The organism is Pseudomonas sp. 7SR1, assembly GCF_900156465.1.
GTDB lineage: Bacteria > Pseudomonadota > Gammaproteobacteria > Pseudomonadales > Pseudomonadaceae > Aquipseudomonas.
This window is the reverse complement of sequence record NZ_LT707064.1, coordinates 2273317-2300214: the sequence shown is the minus strand read 5'-3', so window position 1 is coordinate 2300214 and position 26898 is coordinate 2273317. Positions and strand designations below refer to the sequence as shown.

The following is a 26898-nucleotide window of genomic DNA, read 5'->3' as shown; positions in this document are numbered from 1 at the left end:
GGTTGATCACGGTTTCGGCGGCTTGCCGTGTGCGTCGAAAGGATAAGGTTGTTTCCAACGCTCGAAAATCGGTTTCAACTGGCCGCTCCTGACCAGGATCTCCATGCGGCGGTCGAACAGCGCGCTCAACGCCTTTCCGTTTTCGGTGTTGGCGAAGCCCAGGTACAACGGCAGGTTGATCAGCGGCGAGAGCTTGTACTGCTGGGGATTATCGGCCTTGGACAGTACATCCTCGATTTCCATCAAGGCGTCGATGTAGAAGTCGGCCCGATCATGCAGCAACATCGGCAGGATGCCCACGGAGCGGTGGATTTCATTGAAGCGCCGGATATTGGGCAGGTAGTTGTTGTATTCGTACCCGCGCATCCACACCAGGCGATAATTGCCTATGGTCGCCAGGGTCGGCGTTGGCTTGGAGGCCAACCCCAGGGCATAGATGTGATCGACATCGTAATGCCACTTCGGGTACAGCACGCCCTCGGACTCATCGAGGTACGCGCCGACCTGCACGTCGGCCTCGCCGCGCTGCACCAACCCGATCGAACGGGTGTAGGGCACGCTGCGGATCTCCAACCGGACGCCTTCGGGCTCGAACACTTCCCGCAGGATGTCCCAAGCCATGCCCTTGCCATCAGCCTGGGTGTAGTCGGACCATTCCTCGCTGGCGGCACGGACCTTGTCGGGCAGCGGCGCCGAGTCGGCCACCCGGATGCCAAGGCCAGCTCCTAGACACAGCAACAGCAACAGTGCGCGGCTTACGCCCATGCCTGAATCCCTCAGGTGAAACACCACACCAACCCCTGCATTGCCAACCAGGCGAAAACACCCGCCAACACATCGTCAAGCATGATACCGACACCGCCGTGTACGTGACGGTCGACCCAGCGAATCGGCCATGGCTTGAGGATATCGAAGAAGCGGAACACCAAAAACCCCGTCAACAACCAGTACCAGCCCTCCGGCACCAGCCACAGGGTGATCCACATGCCGACCATTTCGTCCCAGACGATACCTTCATGATCGTGCACCCGCAGGTCGTCCGCGACCTTGCCACACAACCAGAAGCCGAACAGCATGGTGATGCCCAGCGCCAGCCAGTAGCCCCAGTCCGGCAACATCTGCCACAACGGTATGAAGGGTAGCGCAACCAGCGAGCCCCAGGTGCCCGGGGCCTTGGGCAACGTGCCGGAACCGAAGCCAAACGCCACGAAATGCCAGGGATTGCGCCAGACCGACGGGGGTACGAATTCAGCCGGGACCTGGTTGGGATGATCTGTCACGGTGTCTCCCGAAAATGTTGATAACCCCGGATTTTCGGGGTGATGTCGCGTCCGTCCGGGTCGACCAGGCTGACGCCCTGCCCTGCTTCGACACGGCCGACCACGTGGACGGGCCAACCTTGCGCCTGCAATTGCGACAATCGGACAGGCGGTAGGGTGAAGAGCAGCACATAGTCGTCCCCACCACTCAGCGCGGCCTGTTCGGCCTGGGCACGCCCAAGCAATGCCAGCAAAGCCTTGGACAACGGCAGGCGGTCCCGTTCAACCTTTAATGCGACGCCGGACGCCAATGCGATATGCCCGCAGTCGGCCAGCAGTCCATCGGAAATGTCCATCGCCGCACTCGCCAGGCCTCGCAACGCCAGGCCCAGGTCGACCTGGGGCCGTGGCGACCAGTACTGCGCCAGCAATGGCTCGGCGACCGCCGGTTCGGCTGCTCGCTGGCCGAGCACCAGGGGCAGCGCACCGGCAGCGTTACCCAGTTCACCACCGACACACAGCCAGTCGCCGGGGCGCGCGCCGCTTCGAGTCAGGGCCTGGCCGGTCGGCACGCGGCCGAACACGGTCATGGTCAGGCTCAGCGGCCCTCGGGTGGTATCCCCGCCCACCAACCCGACACCGCAGGCCTGGGCCATCTGGTTCAAGCCGCGGGCATAGGCCTGCAACCAATCGGCGGTCACCGTCGGCAAGGTCAAGGCAAGGGTAAAGGCCAGCGGGGTCGCCCCCATGGCAGCCAGGTCACTGACCGCCACGGCCAGCGAGCGCTGGCCCAGCAGATAGGGATCGCAAGGGTCGGGAAAATGCACACCGGCCACGAGGGTGTCGGTGGAAACGGCCAACTGTTCCCCGGCAGGGACCGCCAGCAAGGCACAATCGTCGCCGATCCCCAGCGCAACGCCCTCGCCGCCCTGCGCACAAGGCGCGGCGGCGAAGTAGCTGCGGATCAGCTCAAACTCACCCATTCAGCGCTTGAACGCCTTCACTTCGGCTTCGCGCAGACGCGGTGCGAGCTTGTCGAGTACGCCGTTGACAAATTTGTGGCCATCGGTGGAACCGAAGACCTTCGCCAGCTCGATCCCCTCGTTGATCACCACACGATAGGGTACATCGACGCGGTGCATCAGTTCCCAGGTGGACAGCCGCAATACCGCCAGCTCAACCGGATCCAGCTCTTCGATGGTCAGGTCCAGGCAAGGGGCCAGGGCCTTGTCGATCTCGGTCTTGTGAGCCGGGACGCCGTGCAGGATCTCGCGGAAATACGCACCGTCGACATCGCTGAAATCGTTATCGACCCGAAACTGAGCTTCGATCTCGTTCAACGATTGCCGGGCCATGTGCCATTGATACAGGGCCTGGGTCGCGAGCTGACGGGCTTCGCGACGCTTGGCGCTTTTCGACGGCTTGCCGGCATCGGCCGGCTTGGGATCGCGCGGGTTGAAACGATCGCTTTCGTCGCTAATCACTTGGCCTCCAACTGCGCCAGCAGGCTGACCATTTCCAGGGCGGACAGGGCAGCTTCGGCACCTTTGTTACCGGCCTTGGTGCCGGAACGCTCGATGGCTTGCTCGATGGAGTCAACGGTCAGCACGCCGAAGGCGACCGGCACGCCGAACTCCATGGAGACCTGGGCCAGGCCCTTGGTGCACTCGCCGGCCACGTATTCGAAGTGCGGAGTACCGCCGCGAATGACCGCGCCGAGGGCGATGATTGCCGCAAATTCGCCCTTTTGAGCGACTTTCTGCGCAACCAGCGGAATTTCGAAGGCGCCAGGGGCACGGATGATGGTGATGTCGCTTTCGCTCACGCCGTGGCGAACCAGGGCATCGACCGCACCGTCAACCAGGCTCTCGACCACGAAGCTGTTGAAACGGCCCACTACCAGAGCGTAGCGGCCTTTGGGGGCGATGAAGGTACCTTCGATGGTCTTCAGGGTCATTCGTCAGATCTCTTAAAGAGCCAGAGCGCGTTCTATACGCGCTCTTTCAGTGATATTAGCTTCGAATTACAGCACCGCAGATCCCGCCATTGCCGCTCGCTTGCGTCACGTTTGTGGCGAGGGGCTTCCCCGCTGGGCTGCAAAGCGGCCCCTTTTCCTGGGACTGCTGCGCAGTCCAGCGGGGATGAATCCCCTCGCCACAATAATCCGACAAGCCTGAACAACAATGCTGAAATCTCCGGGCCTTTATTCGGAGGGCACGTATTCTACAACTTCCAGATCGAAACCGGATATCGCATTGAACTTCATCGGCGCACTCATCAGGCGCATTTTACGCACGCCCAGGTCGCGAAGGATCTGCGAACCGGCACCGACGATGCTGTAGGTGGTCGGTTTTTTCACGGCGGTCTGATCGGCGGTTTCACGGATGTGGGCCAGCAGCACGTCACCGTCGAGGGGATGTCCGAGCAGCAGCACCACGCCGCTGCCGGCCTCGGCCACCGCGGCCATGGCGGCGCGCAGGCTCCAGCGGCCAGGCTGCTTGACCATCAGCAGGTCGCGCAGCGGGTCCATGTTGTGCACCCGGACCAGGGTTGGCTCTTCGGCGCACACGGTGCCCAGGGTCAGCGCCATGTGCACATCACCCTCCACCGAGTCGCGGTAGGTCACCAGGTTGAAATGGCCCAGCTCGCTGTCCAGTGGCTGCTCGGCGATCCGCTGAACGGTACGTTCGTGGATCATCCGGTAGTGGATCAGGTCGGCGATGGTGCCGATCTTGATGTTGTGTTCGGCGGCGAAGGCTTCCAGTTCCGCGCGACGGGACATGGTGCCGTCGTCGTTCATCACTTCGCAGATCACCCCGGCAGGCTCGAAACCGGCCATGCGCGCCAGGTCGCAAGCCGCTTCGGTGTGGCCGGCGCGGGCCAGGGTGCCGCCGGCCTGGGCCATCAGCGGGAAGATGTGACCGGGGCTGACGATGTCTTCGGCCTTGGCGTCCTTTGCGGCGGCGGCCTGCACGGTGCGCGCACGGTCCGCGGCGGAAATGCCGGTGGTCACGCCTTCGGCGGCCTCGATGGAGACGGTGAACTTGGTGCCGAAGCCGGAGCCATTGCGCGGCGCCATCAGTGGCAGCTTCAGCAGTTCGCAGCGCTCGCGGGTCATCGGCATGCAGATAAGCCCACGGGCATGCTTGGCCATGAAGTTGATGTGCTCGGCCTTGCAGCACTCGGCGGCCATGATCAGGTCGCCTTCGTTCTCGCGGTCTTCGTCATCCATGAGGATGACCATCTTGCCTTGGCGGATGTCTTCAACCAGTTCTTCGATGCTATTGAGCGCCACGCGGCACCCCCTTGGGTCAGGATTTGAGGTAGCCGTTGGCGGCCAGAAAACTTTCAGTGATGTTGCCAGGCTTTTGCGAGGAGCCCGACTCCGCGGCCTTGTCCCCCAGCAGCAGGCGCTCCAGGTAACGGGCCAGCAGGTCGACTTCCAGGTTGACCCGGCGCCCCGGCCGATACGAGGCCATGATGGTTTCGCTCAAGGTATGGGGAATGATCGTCAGCAGGAACTCGGCGCCATCCACCGCGTTGACCGTCAGGCTGGTGCCGTCGACGGTGATCGAGCCTTTATGGGCAATGTACTTGGCCAGTTCTTTCGGGGCGCGGATGCGAAACTCCACCGCCCGGGCGTTATCGGTGCGGGAAACCACTTCGCCGACGCCATCCACATGACCGCTGACCAGATGCCCGCCCAGTCGCGTGGTGGGAGTCAGGGCCTTTTCCAGGTTGACCGGGCTGCCGCTCTTGAGGTCGTTCATGGCGGTGCAGTCGAGCGTCTCGCGACTGACATCGGCCATGAAACCGTTGCCCGGCAGTTCGACGGCCGTCAGGCACACGCCGTTCACGGCGATGCTGTCGCCCAGCTTGACGTCGCTCAGGTCGAGCTTGCCGGTTTCGACGTAGACCCGCACATCACCGCCCTTGGGGGTGAGTGCGCGGATGCTGCCGATGGATTCGATGATGCCGGTAAACATGGAGTCCTCCTCGAGAACAGGCCGCCGCTTGAGCGAAGGCCGGCAATTATACGCTGGCCAGCGGAACGGGAATGGCGATGACTCGCCAGTCATCGCCCACGGCACGGATTTCGGTGATTTTCAGTTCCGCAGCGTCCTTCATCTGCGCCAGCGGCCAGTCCAGCAACGGTCGCGCCGAAGAGCCCAGGAACTTGCCGGCGATGAAAATCTGGAATTCGTCGACCAACCCTTGCCGGGCAAATGCCCCCGCCAGGCGCGGACCGGCCTCCACCAGCACTTCATTGACGCCACGGGCCGCCAGTGCCTTGAGCAGGCGATGCAGATCGACCTGGCCGTCATCCCCCGCCACGATCATGCACTCAGGGCCATTGGCATACTGTTCTTCAACCGCCATGCAGGTGGCGACCAGCGCCGGACCGGCCTTGAAGAAAGGCGCGTCCAGCGGCACCCGCAGGCGCCCGTCCACCAGCACCCGCAGCGGCGGACGGCTCATGACCAGCGCCGTCTGCTGCGCATCCAGCCCCAGTTCGTCGGCGCGCACGGTCAGCCGGGCATTGTCCGCCAGCACCGTGTCGGCGCCGGTCAAGACCACGCTGGCCTGGGCGCGCAGGCGCTGTACCGCCGAACGCGCGGCGGGACCGGTGATCCATTGGCTTTCGCCGCTTTGCATGGCGGTGCGGCCATCGAGGCTCATGGCGAGCTTGACCCGCACGAAGGGCAGGCCGTGTTCCATGCGCTTGAGGAAACCTTCGTTGAGCTTGCGCGCCTCGCCCTCCAGCACGCCGCTTTGGGTGGCGATGCCGGCCTGGGCCAGCCGCTGCAGGCCGCGACCGGCGACTTCCGGGTTCGGGTCCTGCATCGCCGCCACGACCCTGGCGACACCGGCATTGACCAGCGCATCGGCACAGGGCGGCGTACGCCCATGGTGGCTGCAAGGTTCCAGGGTCACGTAGGCCGTGGCGCCCCGGGCCAGTTCACCGGCGGCGCGCAGGGCATGGACTTCGGCGTGGGGCTCCCCGGCGCGGACATGCCAGCCTTCCCCGACAATCTGTCCGTCACGCACGATCACGCAACCGACCCGCGGATTTGGATGGGTGGTGTAGTGACCACGCCGCGCCAGCTCCAGGGCACGGGCCATGTACCGGGCATCGAGGATGGCCTGTTGCGCCGTAACGGTCATTCTTTCACCGGTTCGCGGGCCAGGCGGTCGATTTCCTCGCGGAACTCGTTCAGGTCCTGGAAGCGCCGATACACCGAGGCGAAGCGAATATAGGCGACTTCGTCGAGCTTCTGCAGCTCGGCCATCACCAGCTCACCGACCACCAGGGATTTGACTTCCCGCTCGCCGGTGGCCCGCAGCTTGTGCTTGATGTGCACCAGCGCCGCTTCCAGGCGCTCGACGCTCACCGGGCGTTTTTCCAGGGCGCGCTGCATACCGGCGCGCAGTTTTTCTTCGTCGAACGGCTGGCGACTGCCGTCGGTCTTGATCAGGCGCGGCAACACCAGTTCAGCGGTCTCGAACGTGGTGAAGCGTTCGCCGCAGGCCAGGCATTCGCGCCGGCGGCGCACCTGTTCGCCCTCGGCGACCAGTCGCGAGTCGATGACCTTGGTGTCGTTGGCACCGCAGAAGGGACAGTGCATGGTGGCAGGCAACAAAAAAAGGGAGGGCCATGGTAGCGCATCCCACTGGCAAGACAAGCCATAGGGTTTACGGTATACAGACGGGCTTATCGCCTGACCCATGGAATTCACCTTGCTGGAGCCACACATGCCGCTACGATCGCTCGTTCTGCTCAGTCTTTTCAGCCTGCTGGTGGCGTGCAGCAGCGACGCCCCGAAACCCGCTGCGCCAGCACCGGCTCCGGCGCCGAAACAGGCCCAGGAGAAAGCCCGGCAAGCCGCGGAGCTGGGGCCGTTGCCCGCCCACCAACGAGAGCTGAGCGGTACCCTCGACGGTGTACCGGCCGGGGCCGAAGTGGAGTTGGCACTGCTGGTGATCGACGACAAGGATCGTCCCCAGCAACTGCTCGCCAGTTCGAGCCTGATCGGTACCAACCAGACCCTGCCCTTCCGCCTGCGCTTCAACCCACAGGCCTTCCCGGTCGGCGCACGGGTGGAGTTGCGCGGACGCGCCACCCAGTCGGGCCAGTTGATCCTGCACCTGCCGGAACAGCGGATCACGCAACCGACCACCCAGGCCCTGGGCTCGCTGCAATTCGTCAAGGCGCCGTGATCCGCCAAGGCATGCAGGCACCGCAGACCCTGCAACAGGCCCTGGGCGAACTGCTGGGCGACGCGCGGCTGACGGCCTGCCCGCTGCCCGGTACGGACCTGGGGCTGTGGCTGATCGACGGCGACAACATGGACCGGGCCTTCAGCCCGGAAGAAACCCGGCGCATCCTTCACGAACCGCCGTACTGGAGCTTCTGCTGGGCCAGCGGCCTGGCGATGGCCCGCTATCTGGCTGAGCGGCCGCACTGGGTGGAAGGCAAGCGGGTACTGGACTTCGGCGCCGGCTCCGGCGTGGCGGGCATCGCGGCGGTCAAGGCCGGGGCGCTGGAAGTGGTGGCGTGCGACCTCGATCCGCTGGCGATTGCCGCGTGCCGGGCCAATGCGGCGCTCAATGGCGTGGAGCTGGGGTATTCGACGGACTTTTTCGCCGAGGCCGATCGCTTCGACCTGGTCCTGGTGGCCGATGTGCTCTACGACCGGGCCAACCTGCCACTGCTCGATCACTTCCTCAGCCGCGGCCGCGAGGCCCTGGTGGCCGACTCCCGGGTACGGGACTTCCGGCATCCGCTGTACCGACGTATCGAACTGCTCGAGGCCATGACCTTGCCGGACCTGGCCGAGCCAGAAGAGTTTCGGCATGTGAGCCTGTACCACGCGCAGCGCCAGTTCTAGAAGCCTCGCGAGCAAGCTCGCTTCCACAAGGGATCTCAAGTGCTCATGCGAGCCCCGTGGGAGCGAGCTTGCTCACGATGGGGCCCTGCCCATCAACACGCCTCTTACCGACACCCCGCTTTCAGCCACCCCCACCAAGCCGTATAGTTGCTCCATTCAAGCGTTCTATGAGATTCCCATGACCCAGGACACGCCCTACATCTTCGACGCCACCACCGCCGATTTCGACCAGTCGGTGATCGCGAACTCTTTCCACAAGCCCGTGCTGGTCGATTTCTGGGCCGAGTGGTGCGCCCCGTGCAAGGCGCTGATGCCGATGCTGCAAGGGATCGCCGAGAGTTATCGGGGCGAACTGCTGCTGGCCAAGGTGAACTGCGATATCGAACAGGACATCGTCGCCCGCTTCGGTATCCGCAGCCTGCCCACGGTGGTGCTGTTCAAGGATGGCCAGCCCGTCGATGGTTTCGCCGGGGCCCAGCCCGAATCGGCGGTGCGGGCGATGCTCGAACCCCACGTACAGATGCCGCCGCCAGCCGCCGCCGACCCGTTCGAGCAAGCCCAGGCACTGTTCGACGAGGGGCGCTATGCCGACGCTGAAGCCCTGCTCAAGACGCTGCTGGGTGAAGACAACACCAACGCCAAGGCGCTGATCCTGTACGCCCGTTGCCTGACCGAACGCGGTGAACTGGGCGAAGCGCAAACCGTGCTCGACGCGGTGAAAAGCGATGAGCACAAGGCCGCCCTTGCCGGGGCCAAGGCGCAGATCCAGTTTCTCGCCCTGGCCCGGAACCTGCCGGATGCCGCCGACCTCAAGGCACGCCTGGCCAAGGACCCGCAGGACGATGAAGCGGTGTATCAACTGGCTGTCCAGCAACTGGCCCGCCAGCAGTACGAACCGGCCCTCGATGCGCTGCTCAAGCTGTTCACCCGCAACCGCGCCTACAGCGAAGGCTTGCCTCACAAGACGCTGCTGCAGGTGTTCGAACTGCTGGGCAACGACCATCCGCTGGTGACGACCTATCGTCGCAAGCTGTTCGCAGCGTTGTATTGAAGAGGCAGTTGCAAGCTTCACGCTACAAGCGTCAAGACGGTTTTAGCCTGTAGCTTGAAACCTACTCTGCGACCCAGCTATAGAGCGGCGTATCGCCGCCGCTCGATACTTTCACCTCGGCGCAATGGCGCAACCGCACCAGCAGACGCTTGCCCGCCGACGCGCTGCCGGTCAGGCCTTCGAGCTGTTCCAGCAGGTCCGGGCCGCTCAGTTGCCCAGCCTTGCGCAGCAGTTCCCTGGCGATCTGCCATTGGGCATCGTCCTGGTTCGTCGGTTTGGTCGCCGGTGCCGCCGTGCCTTCGGACTTGGCCACTTGCAACTGCGCGCCGAGCTGCGCCCAGTCGCCCTCATCCATTTCGATCGACAAGTCCACCGGCCAATCGCCGACGGTTCCGCGTATGCGCAACATCACCGTGCTCCTGAAGATTTAATGTTGCCATGCTCCCATGGGCCTTGCGCGACGCCAAGCAGCCGGTCAAACTCTCCGCACTTTCGTTATAAGATTACATAACACATATTCACCTGTCCGGAGACTCGTCATGCGCCGTCTGCTTCTCGCCCTGCCGTTTGCCCTGCTGCCTTTGGCTGTCGCCCATGCGGCCGCCGAGCATGATCACGACCATGACCATGAACATGGCAGCCTCGGCGCCCACGAACACGGGGTCGGCCGCTTGAGCGCCGTGCTGGACGGCCAGACCCTGGAACTGGACCTGGACAGCCCGGCCATGAACCTGGTGGGCTTCGAACATGCCGCCACCAGCGACGCCGACAAGAAGAAGGTCGCCGCCGTCCGGGCCCAGCTGGAAAAGCCCCAGGCCTTGTTCAACCTGGCCGATGCCAAATGCTCCCTGGCCCAGCAGGAGCTGGAAAGCCCGCTGTTCGGCGACGAGCCGGAGCATGCAGGCCATGACGAAGACGACGATGGCGACGAGCACCACGAACACAGCGAGATCCACGCCCGTTACCAGTTCACCTGTGTCGCGCCTGGCGCCCTGACCCACCTGGACCTGGCGCCCCTGTTCAAGATCTTCCCCGCCACCCAGAAAATCCAGGTACAACTGATCGGCCCGAGCGGCCAGCAAGGCGCGGAATTGACGCCCAAGGCAGCCAGCCTGAAATTCTGATTCACTGCAAACCCCATGGGGGAGCGAGCTTGCTCGCGATCAGGCCGACACATCCGAACGGATGCTGCCTGACACCGCCATCGCGAGCAAGCTCGCTCCCACAGGGTTCACCTTGATCTGACCGGTTTCATATGACCCAAGCTCTCATCGAACTGTCCGACCTGGTCTTCAGCTGGCCCGGACATCCGCCCTTGCTGGACATCCCGGCATTTCGCCTGGAAGCCGGCGAGACCCTGTTCCTGAAAGGCCCCAGCGGTAGCGGCAAGACCACCCTGCTGGGGCTGCTGGGCGCAGTACAGACACCGGACCGGGGCAGCATTCGCCTGCTCGGTCAGGAGCTCAGCACGCTGAGCGCCGCCAGCCGCGATCGCTTTCGGGTGGACCACACCGGCTATATCTTCCAGCAATTCAACCTGCTGCCGTTCCTTTCGGTGCGGGAAAACGTCGAGCTGCCCTGCCACTTTTCCCGGTTGCGCGCGCAACGTGCCGTGCAGCGCCATGGCAGTGTCGGCCAGGCCGCCGCTACGCTGCTGACGCACCTGGGGTTGGCCGATCCGGACCTGCTCGGGCGCCGCGCCGACTCATTATCCATCGGCCAGCAGCAACGGGTCGCTGCCGCCCGGGCCCTGATTGGCCAGCCGGAACTGGTGATCGCCGACGAGCCGACTTCGGCACTGGACCACGATGCTCGGGAAAACTTCCTGCGGCTGTTGTTCGCCGAATGCCACGAAGCGGGGTCGAGCCTGTTGTTTGTCAGCCATGACCGGAGCCTGGCGCCGCTGTTCGACCGCAACCTCTCGTTGGCCGATCTCAATCGCGCCGCCAAGCCACTCGAGGTCTGAGATGTATCTGTTCCGTCTAGCCATGGCCAGCCTGGCGAACCGCCGCTTCACCGCGTTCCTCACCGCCTTTGCCATTGCCCTGTCGGTCTGCCTGTTGCTGGCGGTGGAGCGAGTGCGCACCGAGGCCCGCGCCAGTTTCGCCAGCACCATCAGTGGCACCGACCTGATCGTCGGCGCCCGCTCAGGCTCGGTGAACCTGTTGCTGTATTCGGTATTCCGCATCGGCAACGCCACCAATAACATTCGCTGGGACAGCTTCGAACACTTCGCCAGCAATCCGAAGGTCAAATGGGCCATTCCCATGTCCCTGGGCGATTCCCATCGCGGCTACCGGGTCATGGGGACCACCGAGGCCTACTTCGAGCATTACCGGTATGGCCGCCAGCAACACCTGGCGCTGGCCGATGGCCGGGCGTTCGCCACCGATCCCTTCGAAGTGGTGCTTGGCGCCGAAGTGGCCGAAGCGTTGCACTACAAGCTCGGCGACAAACTGGTATTGGCCCACGGCGTGGCGACAGTCAGCCTGGTCAAGCATGACGACAAGCCCTTCACCGTGGTCGGCATCCTCAAGCGCACCGGCACTCCGGTGGATCGCACGCTGCACATCAGCCTCGGCGGCATGGAGGCGATCCATATCGACTGGAAGAATGGCGTGCCGGCCCAGGGCAACGGTCGCATCAGCGCCGACCAGGCTCGCAACATGGACCTCACGCCCCAGGCGATCACCGCGTTCATGCTCGGCCTCAACAACAAGATTTCCACCTTTGCCCTGCAGCGCGAGGTCAATGAGTTCCGAGGCGAACCCCTGCTGGCGATCCTGCCCGGCGTGGCGTTGCAGGAGCTGTGGAGCCTGATGGGCACGGCGGAAAAGGCCCTGTTCGTGATATCCCTGTTCGTCGTGCTGACCGGCCTGATCGGCATGCTCACGGCAATCCTCACCAGCCTCAACGAGCGCCGCCGGGAAATGGCGATCCTGCGCTCGGTGGGTGCCCGGCCGTGGCACATCGCGAGCCTGCTGGTGCTCGAGGCCTTCGCCCTGGCGCTGGCCGGGGTGGCCGCGGGGCTGGTCTTGCTCTATGTCGGCATTGCCGCGGCACAGGGCTACGTGCAGTCGACCTACGGCTTGTACCTGCCGCTGGCCTGGCCGAGCGAGTATGAATGGACGCTCATGGCTGGCATCCTGGTCGCCGCCCTGCTGATGGGCACCGTGCCGGCCTGGCGCGCCTATCGCCAATCCCTGGCCGATGGCCTGTCGATCCGTTTATGAGGACGTTGAACATGCCCCGCGCCGTGCTTGCACTGCTGCTGATGGTCGCCCTGCCCCTGTGGGCGGCCGAACCGAGAGACCTGGCCTGGTCGGAAATGATCCCGGCCGGGGCACCGCCCGAGGTGCCGAACATGACCCCGCTGCACGACCTGTCGCAGATGGGCGATGCCTTGGCCGCCGAATCCGCCCCGGCGGCCAGGCAGGACATGCCCAATGCGCCGGTGGTCAAGGAACTCGATGGCCAGCAGATTCGTTTGCCGGGCTACATCGTGCCCCTGGAAGTGAGCGAGGAAGGCCGGACCACGGACTTCCTGCTGGTGCCGTATTTCGGCGCCTGCATCCATGTACCGCCTCCGCCCTCGAACCAGATCGTGCATGTGAAAAGCGAAGTCGGGGTCAAGCTCGATGAGCTGTACCAGCCGTATTGGGTCGAAGGGCCGATGCAGGTCAAGCCGTCCACCAGTGAACTGGCCGATGCCGGGTACCAGATGGAGGCCGAGAAGATCTACGTGTATGAGTTGCCGGAGTGAATCGGCTGGTGATGTGCAGTCCGTCGGGTAGCTTGCTCGCGATGGGGCCGTCAAGGCTTGCTCATCATCACTTCATTGAGCTGAGTCAATTAATCGACCAAGACTCATTGAGCTGAGTCAAAAGACCGGGGCAGACGCCTTCGTACCATAGGACATCAATTTCAAATGTTCTCTGGAGCCCCCATGCACAAGTCCTTGCTCAGCGCCTCCCTGGTCGCCCTCGCACTCGCTGCCCCCATCGCCCAGGCCCATACGGCCGGCGATATCATCGTTCGCGCCGGCGCCATCACCGTCAATCCGGAGGCCGACAGTTCCAGCGTCAAGGTCGACCGTGGTCCGCTGGCCGGTGCCGACCTGGGCGGCAAGGCGACCATGAGCAGCGACACTCAACTGGGCCTGAACTTCGCCTACATGATCACCAACAACCTGGGGATCGAGCTGCTGGCGGCGTCGCCGTTCGAGCACGATGTGAAGATCAAGGGCACCGCCTTGGGCGCGGCCAACAACAAGCTCGGTACCCTGAAGCACTTGCCTCCGACCCTGAGCCTGGTCTACTACCCGCTCGACGCGAAGTCGGCCTTCCAGCCTTATGTCGGCGCCGGCATCAACTACACCTGGATCTACGACGAACACGTGGGCAGCGAAGCCAGCGCCAACGGCTTCAGCAACTTCCGCGCGAGCAACAGCTGGGGCATGGCGTGGCAGGTGGGCGCTGACTACATGCTGACCGACAACATCATGATCAACGGTCAGGTTCGCTATATCGACATCGACACTACCGCCTATGTCGACAACAACGCCGTGGCCGGCGGCACCCGGGCCAAGGTGAACGTCGACGTGGATCCATGGATCTACATGGTGGGCTTGGGCTACAAGTTCTGACCTGCAGCACGATGGCAAGTTGAAAACACACAACAGCGTATGCCGTGACAAAAAAAAGGCGCCTCGAAAGGCGCCTTTTCTCATTCAGCGGCCCAGCAGCCGAGCCAGCCCCACGCTCATCGGTGTCTGTGGGGGAAAGCGGAAGCGCTGCAACAGCCGGTGATTGTCGGCCCGTGAGTGCCGGATATCGCCAGGACGCGCCGGACCATGGCTGATCGGCGGCAAGTCACCGACCACCGCGGCCAGCGCCTGAAGCATCTGCTTGAGGGTCGTGGCCTGGTTCCAGCCCACGTTCACCGCCCCGACTTCAACCTCGGTTTTCTCGATGGCCTGCACCAGCAGGTCCACCAGGTCTTCGACATAGACAAAGTCCCGGGTCTGCTCACCATCGCCGAAGATGGTAATCGGCAGGCCTTTCTGCGCCCGTTCGCTGAAGATGCTGATCACACCGGAATACGGTGAGGACGGATCCTGGCGCGGGCCGTAGATATTGAAGAAGCGGAACACCACCGGCTCCAGGTCATGCTGGCGACGATAGAAATCCAGGTAGAACTCGCTGGCCAGCTTGTCCGAGGCATACGGCGTGAGCGGCGCCTTGGGGGTGTCTTCGTCGATGGACTGGCCTTCGCCGTTGTTGCCATAGACCGCCGCGCTGGAAGCGAACAGCACCCGCTTGACGCCGGCCTGGCGCATGGCTTCACAGACGTTCAGGGTGCCAATGAAATTGCTCTGGTGGGTGCGCACCGGGTCGTCCACCGAAGCCTGCACCGAGGCCACGGCGGCCAGGTGCGCGACGGCACTGCAACCGGCCATGGCCCGGGCCACCAGCGCCGCGTCGGCGACATCGCCCTCGATCAGCTCCACGGCAGGGTTGTCCAGGGGCAGGTTGCTGCGCTTGCCGGTAGACAAATCGTCGAGGATTCGCACCGAATGGCCCTGGGCGAGCAACGCGTCGGTCAGGTGCGAACCGATGAAACCCGCACCGCCGGTAATGAGAACAGGGCCTTTAGCCATGACGATAGAACCTATCCAGGAGAGACGGGAGGGCCGCGCGCCAGGCGCGGGGCTTGATCCCGAAGGTATGCAGAATTTTCTTGCAGGCCAGGACCGCGTGCTGCGGTTCTTCCGCGGCGTCCGGCCGTGCGGCGTGGGCCTGGGGCGTGGGCGACTCGATCGCCAGCGGATGCAGGGCGCGGGCTTCGGTCAGGATCGCCTGCCCCAGCGCCAGCGGCGTGGTCGCCTCGTGTCCGGCGTAATGGTAGGTGCCCCACAGCGGCGCCGCACAGTCGAGCTGCTTGAGCACGGAGATGATGACCCGCGCCGCGTCATCGACCGGCGTTGGATTGCCGCGACGGTCGTCGGCCAGCAGTAATTCCTCGGGGTGTTCGGCCCGGGCCAGGAAGCGCCCCAGGATGCCGTCGGGGCTGTCGTCCAGCAGCCAGCCGAAACGCAGCAGCACATGCTGCGGGCAGGTGGCCCGCACGCTCTGCTCGATCCGCCACAGTGCCTGGCCGCGCAGGCCCAGGGGCACCGGTTCGTCCTTTTCGCTGTAGGCGGTGGCGCGGGAACCGTCGAAGACGCGATAGCTCGACGGTTGCAGCAAGACGATATTGTGATGCTGGCACAACTCGGCCAGGCGCTCGACGGCACGCTCCTGGCTGGCCAGGCGCTGTTCGCTCACCGCCTCGGCCTGGAACCAGTCGAAGTAGTACGCCAGGTTGATCACGGCGTCCGGGCGGGTGTCGTCGAGCAGCTGCGTCAGGCTCGCGGCATCCCAGCCGTCTTCGGGCGGGCGGGGGGCGAGAAAACCGATGTCTTCTTCCGCACCGAGGCGAATCAGCGCCTGCCCAAGGGCATTTCCGCCGCCCAGTAACATAAGGCGCATTCGCATAAAGTCAGCAGGCCCAGTCTGTTGGCACAAGAATTTGGTCGACAACGCCCACGGGCGTCGTCGGAATCCTTGCATTTTGCGGGTTTAGTGCGCAACCGTCATCCGTAAAGTGTGGATCGCATCCTACAAGGTTGGTAGCTGGCCTGTGGCGAGGGGATTTATCCCCGTTGGGCTGCGAAGCGGCCCCTTTGATTGCCACCCGGGCGGGTCAGGTCCATTCCATTCGTCCGGGGCTGTCTTGCAGCCCGGCGGGGATAACTGCCCCTCGCCACAGACGCAGTATCAGTACTTGCATCTTCCCCACTGCGCCCGCATAAACTGCCACATGAATCTGCCCCTTGCCGCCGACCACGCCATGGCAGGCTTCCACCCTGCCGTCCGCGCCTGGTTCAGCCAGACATTCCCGGCGATCACGGCCGCCCAGGCCCGGGCCTGGCCGCTGATCGGCCAGCGCCGTTCGACCCTGGTGGCCGCGCCCACCGGCTCGGGCAAGACCCTGACCGCCTTCCTCGCGGTGCTCGATGAACTGGTGCATCGCGGCCTTGAACAGGGCGGCCTGCCGGACCAGACGCTGGTGGTCTACGTCTCACCGCTCAAGGCGCTGAGCAACGACATCCGGATCAACCTGCAGAATCCACTGGCCGGCATCACCGAACAACTGCGGCGGATGGACCTGCCGCCCCTGCACATCACCACCGCCGTGCGCACCGGCGACACGCCGCAGAAAGAACGCTCGGCCATGCGCAAGACCGCGCCGCACATCCTGGTGACCACCCCTGAATCGCTCTATGTGTTGCTGGGCTCCGATTCGGGCCGGCAGATGCTCGCCAGCACCCGTACGGTCATCGTCGACGAGATACATGCCATCGCGGCGAGCAAGCGCGGCAGTCACCTGGCCTTGAGCCTGGAGCGCCTGCAGGCGTTGTGTGCCGAACCGCTGGTGCGCATCGGCCTGTCCGCCACGCAGAAACCCATCGAAGCGGTGTCGCGCTTTCTGGTGGGCGCAGGACGCCCGTGTGAAATCGTCGACATCGGCCACGCCCGCCCCCGGGACCTGGGCATCGAAGTGCCTCCGGTACCGCTCTCGGCGGTAATGGCCAACGATGTGTGGGAGCTGGTCTACAACCGCCTCGCCGACCTGGCCCGTGAGCACCGCACCACGCTGGTGTTCGTCAATACCCGACGCCTGGCCGAACGCCTGAGTCGCCATCTGAGCGAACGCCTGGGCAAGGACGCGGTGGCGGCCCATCACGGCAGCCTCGCGAAGGAGTTCCGCCTCGACGCCGAGCAGCGTCTCAAGCGCGGCGAACTGCAGGTATTGATCGCCACCGCGTCCCTGGAACTGGGGATCGACATCGGTGATGTCGACCTGGTGTGCCAGATCGCCTCGCCCCGCTCGATTTCGGCGTTCCTGCAGCGGGTCGGCCGCTCCGGCCACCAGGTCGGAGGGACGCCCAAGGGGCGCCTGTTCGCCACCACCCGCGACGACCTTATCGAATGCGCCGCCCTGCTCGATTGCGTGCGCCGTGGCGAGCTGGACATCCTGCACATTCCCACCGCGCCGCTGGATGTGCTGGCCCAGCAGATCGTCGCGGAGGTCAGTTGCCAGGAATGGCAGGAACAGGCGCTGCTGGAGACCTTCCGTCGCGCGTCGCCCTACGCCGCCCTGGACGAAGGGCACTACCAGGCATTGCTGCAGATGCTCGCCGAAGGCGTCAACGGCCGCCAGGGCGTGCGCAGCGCATACCTGCACCGAGACGCTGTCAGCCGTACCCTGCGCGGGCGCCGGGGCAGCAAGCTGACGGCGGTGACCAGCGGCGGCACCATCCCGGACAACGCCGACTACAGCGTGCTGCTCGAACCCCAGGGGTTGAACATCGGCAGCGTCAACGAAGACTTCGCGGTGGAAAGCATCGCCGGCGACGTGTTCCAGCTGGGCAACACGTCCTACCGCATCATTCGCGTCGAGACCGGCCGCGTGCGGGTCGAGGACGCCCAGGGCCAGCCCCCGACCATTCCGTTCTGGCTCGGCGAAGCGCCAGGGCGCAGCGCCGAGCTGTCCATGGCGGTGGCGCGCCTGCAGGCTCAGCTCGACCGTCTGTTGGGCGCGACGCCGGGCAATCTGCAACCGGCCCTGGACTGGCTGACCGGCACCCTGCAGTTGAACCAGGCCAGCGCCGAGCAGTTGGTGGATTACCTGGCCCCGGCCCGGCTGGCCTTCGGCGCCTTGCCGTCCCAGGACACCTTGCTGATGGAACGCTTTTTCGACGAGTCCGGCGGCACCCAACTGATCATCCACAGCCCTTTCGGCAGCCGCATCAACCGCGCCTGGGGCCTGGCCCTGCGCAAGCGGTTCTGCCGCACCTTCAATTTCGAGCTGCAGGCCGCCGCCAGCGAAGACGCCATCGTGCTTTCGCTGTCCACCGGTCATAGCTTCGAGCTGGACGAGGTCTGGCGCTACCTCAACAGCCAGAGCGCCGAGCAGGTCCTCGTCCAGGCCGTGCTGGATGCGCCATTGTTCGGCGTGCGCTGGCGCTGGAACGCCGGCGTGGCCCTGGCCTTGCCGCGCTACACCGGCGGGCGCAAGGTCGCGCCGCAGATCCAGCGGATGAAAAGCGAAGACCTGATCGCCAGCGTGTTTCCCGACCAGATCGCCTGCCTGGAAAACCTCGCCGGTGAACGGGAGATCCCCGATCATCCCCTGGTGGAACAGACGCTCGACGATTGCCTGCATGAAGCCATGGACAGCGAAGGCTGGCTGACACTGTTGCGACGCATGGAAGCGGGGGAAATCCGCCTGATCAGCCGGGACCTGCCGGCCCCCTCGCCCCTGGCGGCGGAAATCCTCAGCGCCCGGCCCTACACGTTCCTCGACGATGCACCGCTGGAAGAGCGTCGCACCCAGGCGGTGATCAATCGCCGCTGGAGCGACCCACAGTCCACCGATGACCTTGGCGCGCTGGACGCCGAGGCCATCCAGGCCGTCCAGGACGAAGCCTGGCCGACACCGGCCACTGTCGATGAAATGCATGAAACGCTGATGAGCCTGGCCTGTATCGCCGACCACGAAGCCACCGCCCATGCCTCATGGCCGGGTTGGTTGCGGACGTTGGCCGACAGCGGTCGCGCCTGTCACATTCAGCTCAGCACCGAACGCGGCCTGTGGCTGCCCCTGGAACGGTTGACCTGCCTGCAGGCGATTTATCCACAGGCTTCATGGCAACCGCCATTGACTCCCCTGGCCGGTTTCGACGAAGCCTGGGATCCCGACGAGGCCGTGGTGGAACTGCTCCGCGCTCGCCTCAGCGCCTTCGGTCCGCAGCCCCTCATGGCCATCGCTTACCCGTTGGGCTTGTCGACGCCACAGGTCACCCAGGCCTTGGCGCAACTCGAACAGCAAGGCTACGTGCTGCGGGGGCGGTTCACACCGGGTGGCGGGCAGGAGCAATGGTGCGAGCGACACCTGCTGGCGCGCATCCATCGCTATACCGTCAAGCGTCTGCGCCGGGAAATCGAACCGGTGTCGCTTAAGGACTTCATGCGCTTTTTGTTCGACTGGCAACACCTGTCGCCCGCCACCCAGGGCCGGGGCGCGGCCGTCCTGCCGTCGATCGTTGGTCAGTTCGAAGGCTACCCGGCCGCCGCCTCGGCCTGGGACGGTGAGCTGCTGCCGGCGCGGATCAAGGACTATTCGCCCACCTGGCTCGACGAACTGTGTCGCAGCGGCAAACTGGTGTGGACGCGCCTCAATGCCCGGCAGAAACCATCGGCCGGCGCCCTGCGCAGCACGCCGATCGTATTGCTGCCGCGCAACCGGGTCGCCCTGTGGAGTGGCCTGGCCGAGCAAACGCCCCCCGGCGAACTGTCCCTGAAGACGCAAAAGGTCCATCGGGCCCTCAGCGAGCACGGCGCCCTGTTCTTCGACGAACTGCTGCACGAAGCGCATCTGTTGCGCAGTGAACTGGAGATCGCCTTGCAGGAGCTGGTGGGCGCCGGACTGGTGAACGCCGACAGTTTCGCCGGGTTACGGGCGTTGATCACCCCTGCCAGCAAACGCCAGGCCCGCAGCAGTCGGCGTGGGCGCGGGGCGTTTGTCGGCGGCATGGACGACGCCGGCCGCTGGGCCCTGCTCCGCCGCAGCCAACCCGCCCCCGAAGAAGGCAATCGCCCCGCATCGACCCCGCCCGAGACGCTGGAACACATCGCCATGACCCTGTTGCGCCGCTACGGGGTGGTGTTCTGGCGCATGCTGGAGCGCGAAGCCGACTGGCTGCCGAGCTGGCGCGAGCTGCTGCGCACGTTCCATCGCCTGGAAGCCCGCGGGGAAATTCGCGGCGGGCGCTTCGTCAGCGGCCTGGCAGGCGAGCAATTCGCCCTGCCGGAAGCCATCCCGCTGCTGCGCGAAGTGCGCCGCCGCCCCACCGACGGCAGCCTGATCGCCGTGTGCGGGGTCGACCCATTGAACCTGGCCGGCACCCTGCTGCCAGGGGCGAAAGTACCGGCGCTGGCGAGTAATCGGCTGGTGTATCTGGATGGGCTGCCGGTAGCGGCGCAGATCGCCGGCAAGCAGCATCTTTGGATGGAGCTGGATGCTCAAGGGATGGCTGAGGTCCGGAACAAGCTTATTCAGAAAGGTTGAGGGTGTCTGGACGGGCCCCCGCCCGAACCTCACCCACTACCGAGATTGATCAGGCACCTGCTCCCCCTCTTTCGGCTCTTCCACGAATCGCTTGGGCATCATCACCTGCTGTGGATAAGTCTGCGCAAAGTGCACCGCCGGGTGGTTATCCACAAGCTTCTTCAATTGATGGTTGAACGCGCGGCTCACCGCGTACTGCCCGCCGGAGACCGTGCGGAACTGCGCCGTGAGCACCACGCCGTTGAGGTCCATCTTGTCCACGCCGAACACATCCAGCGGCCCTTGCAGGTTGAACTTGAGAAACGGATCTTCAGCGATCGAACGCCCGGCCTCGCGAATCAGCTCGATGGCCTGGTCGACATCGGTGTCGTAGGTGAACTGCACCGAGAAAAATGCAAAGGCGAATTGCCGGGACTGGTTGGTCACCGCCTTAATCTGGCCGAACGGTACCGAGTGCACGAACCCCTTGCCGTCGCGCAGGCGCAGGGTGCGGATGGTCAGGCCTTCGACGGTGCCGGCGTGGCCGGAGCTGAGCACCACCCAGTCGCCGATGGACAGCGTGTCTTCAATGATGATGAACAGCCCGGTGATCACATCCTGCACCAATTGCTGCGAACCGAAACCGATCGCCAACCCCACCACCCCGGCACCGGCCAGCAACGGGGCGACGTTGATACCCAGGTTGGCCATGGTGGTGATTGCGCAAATCACCACCAGGATGATTTTCGCCGCGTTGCGCAACAGCGGCAGGATGGTCTTGACCCGCGTACTGGGCTGGCGCGCCCCACGTTTGTTGAGCGGCGGTTTCAGGGCTTCCTGGATGGCCGTATCGAGCACCACCCACATGAGCCAGGTCACCAGCAGGATCAACCCGATGCGACTCAAGGAATCGCTGATCGCCCGCCCCACGGCATTGCGCGAAGCGAATTCGAACAACGAAAGCCCCCAGATCCTGCCGAGGATCTCGATGAACGCCACCGCCATGACAATCCGCAGCAAGGCATGCAACAGGCTCAACAACCGGCCCTTGTAGGCACTGTTGCGCTGGATGGCTTCGGCCTTGGGAGACTTGAACACCTGTTGGAACACGGTGCTGAGAAATACCGTGGCGATCAGCAGGATAGTGGTGAACAACGCACAGCGCAGGGCCCTCTGGTTATCCTCGCCCACGCCGATCAGGCTCACCGCCGAGACCAGCACCATCAGCAATATCGGCCAGTTCCACAGCCCGGAAAAAACCCGCAGCGACTCCTGCAGGGCCGGCTGTTTCAAGCGTTGGGCCAGCGGGCGGTTGCGAATCAGATGCGCCACGGGCCGGCGCATGCGGATCACCAGCCAGCCAAACAGCACCGAGGCGAACAGCCCGGTGAACACCGCGACGCTGGCGGTGATGTTGCCCCCCAGTTGCCGGGCGATCTGCGGACTGGTCAGTGCATCGCTGAGGGCGGCGAGGAAACCGAACAGGAACAACGGACGGGGAATGAAATGGCGAATGATCGACACCGCCCGACGTTTGTGGCCGGCATTGAACATCACGATCACGCAGAGCAGCACCGAGGTGGAGAAGATCCCGCTGCTGGTGGCATAGGCAAAACACAGGGCCAGGGCACGCCCGACCGAAACTTGCAGGAAGTGACTGACATACAGGGTCAGCGGCAGGCAGACCAGCGCCGGCACGGTGTAGGGCAGCAGGTAGCCGAGCAGGTCCCGTATCCGTTGCCGGCTGCGCAGCCAACGACGATGGCCCAGATGGCGCAGCAGCAGCCGGGCCCCGGCCCAGATCAGCGCAAAGGCACCCAGCCAGACGCCGGAAAGCAACAGGAAATCCCCCGCCACGCGCCAGGAGGACCGGGCGGTCTGGTCCACCAGCCTGTCCACTTCGTCCGCCGCTCGGTCCGCCCGCAGGCGCCAGGCATCGATCAGGCTCTGGTTGAGGTCGAGCTTGTCCTGGACATCGTCGATGCTCGAACTGATGGCGCCCAGTAAACCGCCCTGCACCAGTGGCTCGGGCTCGGCGGAGGCCTCACTGGGCGCCGATGCGGCAGGCGCGGCGGCCGCAGCGTGGGCAATACCGCCCGTCAGCAGCGACAGGACCAGCAGCAAGGCAGTGCTCAATCGAGACAAAACGCGAGGCTCCTTCACACGGGATTGGTAAGGAACTGATTCAAAACGAGCCGGCAAGTTCGCTTTGCCGGGTGAATCGGGAAAGCCTCCGGGACTTCAGTCAAGACCAGATCCTTTGGCGAGGGGATTCATCCCCGCTGCGCAGCAGCCCTATAAGGCGTGCCTCGCGGCGCAGCGGGGATAAATCCCCTCGCCACAATGCTCACTGCCATCAATACCTTTCTCCACAGGACCTCATGGGCCTCACCGCCGGGCATCCCGTCGAAACTTTCTCCACCGCGCGAAGGTCATCACAAGACACAGGCAGTACGAGGTCATCTGGCGCGGGAGGGACACATGACGGCGATCCACATCGGTATTTCCGGTTGGCGATACACGCCTTGGCGGGGGGACTTCTACCCCAAGGGACTGACCCAAAAGCGTGAATTGCAGTTCGCCTCGCGAGCGGTCAACAGCATCGAGATCAACGGATCGTTCTATGCCCTGCAACGCCCTGAACGGTATGCCCAGTGGTACGCCGAAACACCGCCGGGCTTCGTGTTCAGCGTCAAGGCGCCGCGCTTCATCACGCACATCAAGCGTCTGCGGGACATCCGCAAGCCCCTGGCCAATTTCTTCGCCTCCGGGGTGCTGGAGCTCAAGGAAAAGCTGGGGGCGATCCTCTGGCAATTCCCCCCCAGCTTCAAATTCGACCCTGAGCTGTTCGAAGACTTTCTCAAGCAACTGCCCCACGACACCGAAGCGGCCGCGGCCCTGGCCCGGGAGCACGAACCGCGCATGGAAGGCCACGCCAGTACCGAAACCGACAAGAAACGCCCGCTGCGCCATGCGGTCGAAATCCGCCATGAAAGTTTCATCGACCCGCGCTTCGTCGCGCTGCTCAAGCGCTACGACGTCGCCCTGGTGATCGCCGACACCGCTGGTAAATGGCCGTATCGCGAAGACGTCACCAGCGATTTCGTCTACCTGCGCCTGCACGGCGCCGAGGAACTGTATGCCAGCGGTTATACCGACGAGGCCTTGAAGCGCTGGGGTGACCGGATCGAAGCCTGGAGCCACGGCAAGCAACCGGAGGATGCCCAACTGATCGATCCGACAACCCGACCCAGGGCGCGCAAGCACCGGGAAGTGTTCTGCTATTTCGACAACGACATCAAGGTTCGCGCCCCTTACGACGCACGCCATCTGCTGGAGCGCTTCGATCTGGACAAGGACCTGGCCACAGCTCCCGGCCAGCGTCCCGCCGAGGGAGTGTTGCCATGAGCACGATCCCCTCCGAAACGGGCCTGGACCCAAGGGGTGACGCGATCCAGGGCCAGGCCCGGGATCTTGGCCGGATCCGCCGTTTCACGGTGCTGACGGTCAATACCCACAAGGGGTTCACCGCCCTGAACCGGCGCTTCATCCTGCCGGAGCTGCGCGAAGCGGTGCGCAGCGTGTCCGCCGATGTGGTGTTCCTGCAGGAAGTCCATGGCACACACGAGCATCATCCCCAGCGCTATAGCAACTGGCCGAGCATGCCGCAATACGAATTCCTGGCCGACAGCCTGTGGCCACAGTTCGCCTACGGGCGCAACGCGGTCTACCCGGCGGGGGACCACGGTAACGCGCTGCTGTCGAAATTCCAGATCATCCGTCACGACAACCTGGACGTCTCCATCAGCGGCCATGAAAACCGCGGCATGCTCCATAGCGTGCTGCGCCTGCCGGATGGCGATGCCCCGCAGGTGCATGCCATCTGCGTACACCTGGGATTGCGCGAGAACCATCGTGTCGAGCAATTGAAACTGCTCTGCCAACGGTTGAGCGAATTGCCGCCCGAGGCGCCGGTGATCGTGGCCGGGGATTTCAACGACTGGCGCGGCAAGGCCAACGAGCTGCTTGCGCCCTGCGGCCTGCGGGAAGTGTTCGCCGAGCAATGGGGCAAACCGGCCCGCAGCTTTCCGGCGCGCCTGCCCATCCTGCGCCTGGACCGCATCTACGTGCGCAACCTCAAGGCCCATCATCCCAAGGTCTTGAGCGTACGACCCTGGTCACACCTTTCCGACCATGCCCCTTTGTCGGTGGAGATCGAGTTATGAGCGCGACGATGAACAAGGCGACGGTGGAACAGGTCGAGGTTCCACCCACCGAGCGCAATCCGGCGCTGGTGGACATCGAATACGGTTGGCATGGCAATAACCGCGTCACACTGCTGGAGAATGGCGAGCAATACTTTCCCAGGGTCTTCGAGGCCATACGCCGGGCCGAGCAGGAGATCCTCCTGGAAACCTTCATCCTGTTCGAGGACAAGGTCGGCTACGAACTGCGGGACCTGCTGGTGGACGCCGCCCAACGGGGCGTGCGCATCACCGTCAGTCTCGACGGCTTCGGCTGCGGCGAACTGACGCCGCAGTTCCTGACATCGCTGAGCGACGCGGGGGTGCGCCTGCAGATGTTCGACCCGGCACCCCGGCACCTGGGCATCCGCACCAACTGGTTCCGGCGGTTGCACCGCAAGATCGTGGTGGTGGACGGGGTGATCGCGTTCATTGGCGGGATCAATTTTTCCGCCGACCACCTGGGCGACTTCGGCCCCGAGGCCAAGCAGGACTACTCCGTGGAAGTCAAAGGCCCGGCAGTGGTGGATATCCATCACTTCGCCCTGTTGCAAAGCGGCCGGCCGGCCCGGGCCAAATACTGGTGGCAGCGACGCCGCAGCCGCCGCAGCGAACTGGCGTTCAACGAACATGATGGCCAGGTGCGCCTGGTCTATCGCGACAACCACGAGCACCAGACCGATATCGAAGAGGTCTACCTGCAAGTGCTGCGTAGCGCCAAGCGCAGAGTGGTGATCGCCAATGCCTATTTCTTCCCCGGCTACCGGTTGCTGCGCGAAATCCGCAATGCGGCGCGGCGTGGCGTGGAGGTGCGGCTGATCCTGCAGGGCCAGCCGGACATGATGATCGCCAAGCTCGCGGCGCGCATGCTCTACGACTATCTGCTCAAGGCCGGAGTGGTGATCTACGAATACTGCGAGCGCCCCCTGCACGGCAAGGTGGCCCTGGTGGACGAGGATTGGAGCACGGTCGGGTCCAGCAACCTCGACCCCCTGAGCCTGTCGCTGAACCTGGAAGCCAATGTGCTGATCCGCGACCGGGCCTTCAACCGCGAACTGTTCCAGCGGCTCGAACACCTGAGCCACAACCATTGCACCGTCATGCGCCCCAACCATGCCCCACGCGGGCTGCTGTGGCGCATGACCATCGGTTTCATGGTGTTCCACTTCCTGCGGCATTTTCCGGCCTGGGCCGGATGGCTGCCGGCCCATAAACCGCGTCTGAAACCTTTTTCGCCGCCGACGGCGGTTCGGAGCGAACCCCATGAACCACTCTGAAGCGCATTCCGTGCCGAGGGACGCCCACGGGCCGGACCAGGCCAACACCGCATCCAGGCCCGCATCGCGCTGGAGCCGCTGGAAAAGACCGCTGACCCTGGCGTTCTTCCTGCTGCTGATCGTACTGTTCACAGCCCTGGCGAGGCGTATCGACTGGGCGGAGGTCCTGGCCACCCTGGCCGATTTCAAGATTCGCACATTGCTCATCGCCGCAGCCCTGACCATTACCAGCTTCATTACCTATGCCTGCTTCGACCTGATCGGACGGACCTACATCCGGCAGAAACTGGGGTGGCGGCAGATCCTGCCGGTGGGGGTGATCAGCTACGCCTTCAACCTCAACCTCAGCGCCTGGGTCGGCGGCATCGCCATGCGCTACCGGCTCTATTCGCGGCTGGGGGTCAGCACCGGCAACATCGCCAAGATCCTAGGCCTGAGCCTGGCCACCAACTGGTTCGGCTACATGACCCTGGCCGGCGTGGTGTTCAGCAGCGGGCTGGTCACCCTGCCACCGGGCTGGAAACTCAGCAGCAATGCCTTGCAGGGTGTCGGTGTGCTGCTGCTGTTGGTGAGTGCCGGTTATCTGCTGGCCTGCCGGTTCTCCAAACGTCGGGCCTGGACGATCCGGGGCATGGAAATCAATCTGCCGTCCCTGCGCATGGCGGTGCTGCAGTTGGCGCTCGGCGCGTTGAACTGGTCGCTGATGGCGGCGGTGATCTTTACCTTGCTGCCGAGCAAACTGGACTATCCGCTGGTGCTGGGCGTATTGCTCATCAGCAGCATCGCCGGGGTGATTACGCACATTCCTGCGGGGCTCGGCGTGTTGGAAGCGGTGTTCATCGCGCTGCTGCAACACGAAGTCTCTCGGGGCAGCTTGCTGGCGGGGTTGATCGCCTATCGGGCGATCTATTTCATCCTGCCGTTGCTGATCACGGTGGTGATGTATCTGGTGATCGAGGCGAAGGCCAAGGCGTTGCGGGTCAAGCCTGGGGTCAAGCGCTGAGGTGCCACGCCCGGCCCCAT

The 26898-nt window shown here is 64.4% G+C and carries 26 protein-coding genes; 13 read left to right on the top strand and 13 right to left on the bottom strand.

Features of this window, described 5'->3' with window-relative positions; genetic code table 11:
• Positions 1-6: 6 nt before the first annotated feature.
• From BW992_RS10455 to nrdR, 9 genes are all read right to left on the bottom strand, one after another.
• Complete coding sequence (locus BW992_RS10455) at positions 7-765, bottom strand: substrate-binding periplasmic protein (RefSeq protein WP_072395585.1); 759 nt, start codon at positions 763-765, stop codon at positions 7-9.
• Positions 766-776: 11 nt separating this feature from the next.
• The gene (locus tag BW992_RS10450; protein WP_072395583.1) at positions 777-1280 is read right to left on the bottom strand and encodes a phosphatidylglycerophosphatase A family protein; all 504 of its coding nucleotides are present in this window, start codon (positions 1278-1280) and stop codon (positions 777-779) included.
• A complete protein-coding gene (gene thiL / locus BW992_RS10445; RefSeq protein WP_076406148.1) occupies positions 1277-2242 on the bottom strand; it encodes a thiamine-phosphate kinase in 966 nt (321 codons plus the stop codon). The genes BW992_RS10450 and thiL overlap by 4 nt, the downstream gene beginning before the upstream one ends.
• Positions 2243-2743 carry a transcription antitermination factor NusB gene (nusB, locus tag BW992_RS10440; RefSeq protein ID WP_072395578.1) on the bottom strand — a complete coding sequence of 167 codons (501 nt, stop codon included), beginning with the start codon at positions 2741-2743 and terminating at the stop codon, positions 2243-2245. It abuts the gene before it with no gap.
• A complete protein-coding gene (gene ribH, locus BW992_RS10435; protein ID WP_072395576.1) occupies positions 2740-3216 on the bottom strand; it encodes a 6,7-dimethyl-8-ribityllumazine synthase in 477 nt (158 codons plus the stop codon). Before ribH ends, nusB begins: the two co-directional genes overlap by 4 nt.
• A gap of 246 nt (positions 3217-3462) precedes the next feature.
• The gene (gene ribBA, locus BW992_RS10430) at positions 3463-4554 is read right to left on the bottom strand and encodes a bifunctional 3,4-dihydroxy-2-butanone-4-phosphate synthase/GTP cyclohydrolase II (protein ID WP_072395574.1); all 1092 of its coding nucleotides are present in this window, start codon (positions 4552-4554) and stop codon (positions 3463-3465) included.
• Between the two features lie 16 nt (positions 4555-4570).
• Positions 4571-5245, bottom strand: coding sequence for a riboflavin synthase (locus BW992_RS10425; protein ID WP_072395572.1), 675 nt, complete (start codon positions 5243-5245; stop codon positions 4571-4573).
• Between the two features lie 46 nt (positions 5246-5291).
• Positions 5292-6425 carry a bifunctional diaminohydroxyphosphoribosylaminopyrimidine deaminase/5-amino-6-(5-phosphoribosylamino)uracil reductase RibD gene (gene ribD, locus BW992_RS10420; protein WP_076406146.1) on the bottom strand — a complete coding sequence of 378 codons (1134 nt, stop codon included), beginning with the start codon at positions 6423-6425 and terminating at the stop codon, positions 5292-5294.
• Positions 6422-6886 carry a transcriptional regulator NrdR gene (gene nrdR / locus BW992_RS10415; protein WP_013694316.1) on the bottom strand — a complete coding sequence of 155 codons (465 nt, stop codon included), beginning with the start codon at positions 6884-6886 and terminating at the stop codon, positions 6422-6424. Before nrdR ends, ribD begins: the two co-directional genes overlap by 4 nt.
• 127 nt (positions 6887-7013) lie before the next feature.
• On the opposite strand from nrdR, the gene BW992_RS10410 reads away from it, so the two are divergent.
• The 3 genes from BW992_RS10410 to trxA all read left to right on the top strand — a co-directional run bounded on the left by BW992_RS10410 (position 7014) and on the right by trxA (position 9200).
• Positions 7014-7478: a YbaY family lipoprotein gene (locus BW992_RS10410; protein WP_072395568.1), complete on the top strand. Its 465-nt coding sequence runs from the start codon at positions 7014-7016 to the stop codon at positions 7476-7478.
• A gap of 11 nt (positions 7479-7489) precedes the next feature.
• The gene (locus BW992_RS10405) at positions 7490-8149 is read left to right on the top strand and encodes a class I SAM-dependent methyltransferase (protein ID WP_072431449.1); all 660 of its coding nucleotides are present in this window, start codon (positions 7490-7492) and stop codon (positions 8147-8149) included.
• Positions 8150-8327: 178 nt separating this feature from the next.
• Positions 8328-9200 carry a thioredoxin gene (trxA, locus tag BW992_RS10400; RefSeq protein ID WP_072395557.1) on the top strand — a complete coding sequence of 291 codons (873 nt, stop codon included), beginning with the start codon at positions 8328-8330 and terminating at the stop codon, positions 9198-9200.
• A 61-nt stretch (positions 9201-9261) separates the two neighbouring features.
• Here the strand turns inward: trxA and BW992_RS10395 are convergent, their stop codons facing one another.
• Positions 9262-9609, bottom strand: coding sequence for a hypothetical protein (locus BW992_RS10395; RefSeq protein WP_072395555.1), 348 nt, complete (start codon positions 9607-9609; stop codon positions 9262-9264).
• A 130-nt stretch (positions 9610-9739) separates the two neighbouring features.
• On the opposite strand from BW992_RS10395, the gene BW992_RS10390 reads away from it, so the two are divergent.
• The 5 genes from BW992_RS10390 (at position 9740) to BW992_RS10370 (ending at position 13845) form a co-directional block, all read left to right on the top strand.
• Entirely contained in the window at positions 9740-10324 is a 585-nt protein-coding gene (locus tag BW992_RS10390; RefSeq protein ID WP_072395553.1) for a DUF2796 domain-containing protein, read from the top strand.
• Positions 10325-10455: 131 nt separating this feature from the next.
• The gene (locus tag BW992_RS10385) at positions 10456-11166 is read left to right on the top strand and encodes an ABC transporter ATP-binding protein (RefSeq protein WP_076406144.1); all 711 of its coding nucleotides are present in this window, start codon (positions 10456-10458) and stop codon (positions 11164-11166) included.
• Position 11167: 1 nt separating this feature from the next.
• Complete coding sequence (locus BW992_RS10380) at positions 11168-12433, top strand: ABC transporter permease (protein ID WP_072395549.1); 1266 nt, start codon at positions 11168-11170, stop codon at positions 12431-12433.
• A gap of 11 nt (positions 12434-12444) precedes the next feature.
• The gene (locus BW992_RS10375; protein WP_072395546.1) at positions 12445-12963 is read left to right on the top strand and encodes a DUF3299 domain-containing protein; all 519 of its coding nucleotides are present in this window, start codon (positions 12445-12447) and stop codon (positions 12961-12963) included.
• Between the two features lie 183 nt (positions 12964-13146).
• The gene (locus BW992_RS10370; protein WP_072395544.1) at positions 13147-13845 is read left to right on the top strand and encodes an OmpW/AlkL family protein; all 699 of its coding nucleotides are present in this window, start codon (positions 13147-13149) and stop codon (positions 13843-13845) included.
• Between the two features lie 84 nt (positions 13846-13929).
• Here the strand turns inward: BW992_RS10370 and BW992_RS10365 are convergent, their stop codons facing one another.
• Positions 13930-14859, bottom strand: coding sequence for an NAD-dependent epimerase/dehydratase family protein (locus BW992_RS10365; protein ID WP_072395542.1), 930 nt, complete (start codon positions 14857-14859; stop codon positions 13930-13932).
• Positions 14852-15736 carry a sugar nucleotide-binding protein gene (locus tag BW992_RS10360; protein WP_072395531.1) on the bottom strand — a complete coding sequence of 295 codons (885 nt, stop codon included), beginning with the start codon at positions 15734-15736 and terminating at the stop codon, positions 14852-14854. Before BW992_RS10360 ends, BW992_RS10365 begins: the two co-directional genes overlap by 8 nt.
• Before the next feature lie 325 nt (positions 15737-16061).
• On the opposite strand from BW992_RS10360, the gene BW992_RS10355 reads away from it, so the two are divergent.
• Positions 16062-20375 carry a DEAD/DEAH box helicase gene (locus tag BW992_RS10355; RefSeq protein WP_072458879.1) on the top strand — a complete coding sequence of 1438 codons (4314 nt, stop codon included), beginning with the start codon at positions 16062-16064 and terminating at the stop codon, positions 20373-20375.
• Positions 20376-20411: 36 nt separating this feature from the next.
• Here BW992_RS10355 and BW992_RS10350 read toward each other — a convergent pair whose 3' ends face one another.
• On the bottom strand, positions 20412-22499 hold the full coding sequence (locus BW992_RS10350; protein ID WP_076406142.1) for a mechanosensitive ion channel family protein: 2088 nt from the start codon (positions 22497-22499) through the stop codon (positions 20412-20414).
• 336 nt (positions 22500-22835) lie between these two features.
• Between BW992_RS10350 and BW992_RS10345 the strand changes: the two genes are divergently transcribed.
• The 4 genes from BW992_RS10345 to BW992_RS10330 are packed head-to-tail and all read left to right on the top strand — an operon-like array spanning position 22836 to position 26878.
• Positions 22836-23762: a DUF72 domain-containing protein gene (locus BW992_RS10345; protein WP_072395515.1), complete on the top strand. Its 927-nt coding sequence runs from the start codon at positions 22836-22838 to the stop codon at positions 23760-23762.
• Positions 23759-24580: an endonuclease/exonuclease/phosphatase family protein gene (locus tag BW992_RS10340; RefSeq protein WP_231991113.1), complete on the top strand. Its 822-nt coding sequence runs from the start codon at positions 23759-23761 to the stop codon at positions 24578-24580. Before BW992_RS10345 ends, BW992_RS10340 begins: the two co-directional genes overlap by 4 nt.
• Positions 24577-25875 (top strand): cardiolipin synthase ClsB, encoded by a 1299-nt coding sequence (clsB, locus tag BW992_RS10335; RefSeq protein ID WP_072431440.1) that lies wholly within the window; start codon positions 24577-24579, stop codon positions 25873-25875. Before BW992_RS10340 ends, clsB begins: the two co-directional genes overlap by 4 nt.
• Complete coding sequence (locus BW992_RS10330) at positions 25862-26878, top strand: lysylphosphatidylglycerol synthase domain-containing protein (RefSeq protein WP_072431441.1); 1017 nt, start codon at positions 25862-25864, stop codon at positions 26876-26878. The genes clsB and BW992_RS10330 overlap by 14 nt, the downstream gene beginning before the upstream one ends.
• Positions 26879-26898 lie beyond the last annotated feature (20 nt).